Here is a 3139-nt window from a genome sequence, read left to right as displayed (position 1 = left end):
CAGCCTGACAGCGTTGATCTACGATGATGAAGCTGCCGAGCTCTGTAGTAATTCGAAACACTCCAAGAATACCTGACCCGGAAAAGTGGTCAGAATGCGTTTTTTGCCCGTGAGYCGAGACGAGTTTCCCCATGCGAACCCACTTGCGACTGATCGCCCTGAGCGCCCTGTTCATGTCCTCCCTGGCCCAGGCCGCCGACCTCATCCCGATCGAGGTTCATCGCGACGCCAATTGTGGTTGCTGCAAAAAATGGATCAGCCACCTGGAGGCCAATGGCTTCAAGGTCGAAGACCACGTCGAAGCCAGCATGAGTGAGTTCAAGCAACAGCACGGTGTGCCGCCGCGCCTGGCGTCGTGCCACACCGCGTTGATCAACGGCAAATTCGTCGAAGGTCATGTCCCGGCCGACCAGGTCCTGGCCCTGAGCAAGCGCGACGATCTGTTGGGTATCGCCGCACCCGGCATGCCCATGGGTTCGCCCGGCATGGAAATGGACGGCATGAACGATGCCTATCAGGTCATCGGCCTGAAAAAGGACGGCACTGACGTGGTGGTTGCGGATTACCCCGCCCATTGATGTCCGGCGCGTATCTCGGGCTGTTTTTCGCGGCATTCGGTGCCGCCACGCTGCTGCCGCTGCAATCCGAAGCCATGCTGGTGGGCCTGTTGCTCAGCGATCGGTATTGGCTCTGGGCACTGCTGGCAGTGGCAACATTCGGCAATGTTCTGGGGTCGCTGCTTAACTGGTGGCTGGGGCGCGGGATCGAGCGGTTCCGCGACCGGCGCTGGTTTCCGGTAGGCCCCCGACACCTGGAAAAAGCCCGGCTGCATTATCAACGCTACGGCCACTGGTCATTACTGCTCAGCTGGCTGCCGGTGATCGGCGATCCGCTGACGCTGGTCGCCGGGGTCATGCGCGAACCGCTGGGGCGCTTCCTGCTGATCGTCACCCTGGCCAAAGGCGCCCGCTACGGCGTGCTGGCCGTGGCGACCCTGGGCTGGATGGGTTGAACCATCGAGGGCGGCGATTGCCTGTGTTTAATAGCGCCCTAATCGAGCCGATCCAGCATCGGCGGATTTTCCATGGAGCTCTCCCATGTCGCGTCCCCTCACCCGCTGGTTACCCAGCCTGTTGCTGACCGCCGCCCTGCCCGCCATCGCCCACGCCGAAGGACCGGCATATGGCCCCCAATTGCAAGGTTTCGACTACCCCTACACCCTCAAGCACTTCGCCTTTGAATCCCAGGGCCAATCCCTGCAAATGGGTTACATGGACGTCGCCGCCCACGGCAAGGCCAATGGTCGCAGCGTGGTGTTGATGCACGGCAAGAATTTCTGCGGCGCCACCTGGGACACCTCGATCAAAGCCCTCAGCGACGCCGGCTATCGGGTCATCGCCCCGGACCAGATCGGTTTCTGCACCTCCAGTAAACCGGCGCACTATCAGTACAGCTTCCAGCAACTGGCGACGAACACTCAACAATTGCTCAAGGCGCTGGGCATCCAGAAAGCCACCCTGCTGGGGCACTCCACCGGCGGCATGCTCGCCACCCGCTATGCCTTGCTATACCCCGAACAGGTCGAACAACTGGCGCTGGTCAACCCCATTGGCCTGGAAGACTGGAAAGCCCTCGGTGTGCCCTATCGCACCGTTGATCAATGGTACGAACGCGAACTCAAACTCAGCGCCGACGGGATCCGCACCTACGAGCGCAACACCTATTACGGCGGCCGCTGGAAGCCGGAATTCGATCGCTGGGTCGACATGCTCGCCGGCCTGAACAAAGGCCCGGGGCATACGCAAGTCGCGTGGAACTCAGCGCTGATCTACGACATGATCTTCACCCAACCGGTGTACTACGAATTCCAGAACCTGAAGATGCCGACCCTGCTGTTGATTGGTACGTCCGACACTACCGCCATCGGCAGTGACATCGCCCCGCCCGAGGTCAAGGCGAAGCTCGGGCACTACGACGTCCTCGGCAAACAGGTGGCCAAGCGGATTCCCCAGTCCACGCTGGTGGAATTCCCTGGCATGGGCCACGCGCCACAGATGGAAGAACCGGCAGAATTCCACCAGGCCCTGCTCGCCTGGCTGAACAAGACCAACCCCGTGCGTTGAAGAGGAAAGGCTGATGCCCGTGCAAATTGCAGTGCTTGATGATTGGCAGGATGTGGCGCGGAACGTGGTGGACTGGTCGGCGCTGGACAGCGTCGGCCAGGTGAGTTTTCTCCATGACTACCCCACCGATACCCCATCCCTGGCCGAGCGCCTGGCCGGGTTCGAGGTGATCTGCGTGATGCGCGAGCGCACCCGTTTCGATGAAGACCTGCTGCGCCGCCTGCCGAAGCTCAAACTGCTGGTGACCGGCGGTATGCGCAACGCCGCCCTGGATCTGAAAGCCGCTGCCGCGCTGGGCATTCAGGTCTGCGGCACCGACAGCTACAAACACGCCGCGCCGGAACTGACCTGGGCGCTGATCATGGCCGCAACCCGCAATTTGGTGGTCGAGGCCAATGCCCTGCGTGCCGGCCAGTGGCAACAAGGCCTGGGCGGTGACTTGCATGGCAAGACGCTGGCCATCCTCGGTCTGGGCAGCATCGGTCAGCGTATTGCACAGTTCGGTCAGGTGTTCGGCATGCGCGTGATCGCCTGGAGTGAAAACCTCACCGCCGAACGTGCGGCGCAGGTCGGTGTGACCTATGTCAGCAAGCAGGAACTGTTCGAACAGGCTGACGTGTTGTCGGTGCACCTGGTGCTCAGTGAGCGCAGTCGGGGCCTGGTGGATGCACAGGCACTTGGCTGGATGAAGCCCACGGCGCTGCTGGTGAACACCGCTCGCGGACCGATTGTCGATGAAGCGGCGCTGATCAAGGCGTTGCAGAAACAACGGCTGGCCGGTGCCGCACTGGATGTCTTCGAGCAGGAACCGCTCCCTGCCCACCATCCGTTTCGGACCCTGGATAACGTGCTGGCAACGCCCCATGTCGGATACGTGAGCCAACAGAACTACCAGCTGTTTTTCTCGCAAATGATCGAGGACATCCAGGCCTGGGTGGCGGGTTCACCCATTCGTTTGCTGGGCTGATACCGCGTCATCGTTCATCGCGAGCAAGCTCGCGCCCACAGGGTTACAT

General features: G+C 61.6%; 4 protein-coding genes. All 4 read left to right on the top strand.

Going from position 1 to position 3139, the window contains the following annotated elements:
- The first annotated feature begins 131 nt into the window (after positions 1-131).
- The 4 genes from ACXRVY_RS21765 (at position 132) to ACXRVY_RS21750 (ending at position 3090) form a co-directional block, all read left to right on the top strand.
- Positions 132-578 (top strand): DUF411 domain-containing protein, encoded by a 447-nt coding sequence (locus ACXRVY_RS21765; protein WP_223463109.1) that lies wholly within the window; start codon positions 132-134, stop codon positions 576-578.
- Positions 578-1012, top strand: coding sequence for a YqaA family protein (locus ACXRVY_RS21760; RefSeq protein ID WP_457265974.1), 435 nt, complete (start codon positions 578-580; stop codon positions 1010-1012). The genes ACXRVY_RS21765 and ACXRVY_RS21760 overlap by 1 nt, the downstream gene beginning before the upstream one ends.
- Positions 1013-1097: 85 nt before the next feature.
- Entirely contained in the window at positions 1098-2123 is a 1026-nt protein-coding gene (locus ACXRVY_RS21755) for an alpha/beta fold hydrolase (protein WP_457265973.1), read from the top strand.
- A gap of 13 nt (positions 2124-2136) precedes the next feature.
- On the top strand, positions 2137-3090 hold the full coding sequence (locus ACXRVY_RS21750) for a D-2-hydroxyacid dehydrogenase family protein (RefSeq protein WP_223463106.1): 954 nt from the start codon (positions 2137-2139) through the stop codon (positions 3088-3090).
- Positions 3091-3139: the final 49 nt, after the last annotated feature.

This window comes from Pseudomonas sp. P5_A2_2 (genome assembly GCF_054177685.1).
Note: the sequence above shows the minus strand (reverse complement) of the source record. Positions and strands in the feature narration are given on the sequence as shown.

Coding starts and splice junctions, on each gene's coding strand:
- ACXRVY_RS21765 (WP_223463109.1), top strand. CDS start 132: ATGCGAACCCACTTGCGACTGATCGCCCTGAGCGCCCTGTTCATGTCC.
- ACXRVY_RS21760 (WP_457265974.1), top strand. CDS start 578: ATGTCCGGCGCGTATCTCGGGCTGTTTTTCGCGGCATTCGGTGCCGCC.
- ACXRVY_RS21755 (WP_457265973.1), top strand. CDS start 1,098: ATGTCGCGTCCCCTCACCCGCTGGTTACCCAGCCTGTTGCTGACCGCC.
- ACXRVY_RS21750 (WP_223463106.1), top strand. CDS start 2,137: ATGCCCGTGCAAATTGCAGTGCTTGATGATTGGCAGGATGTGGCGCGG.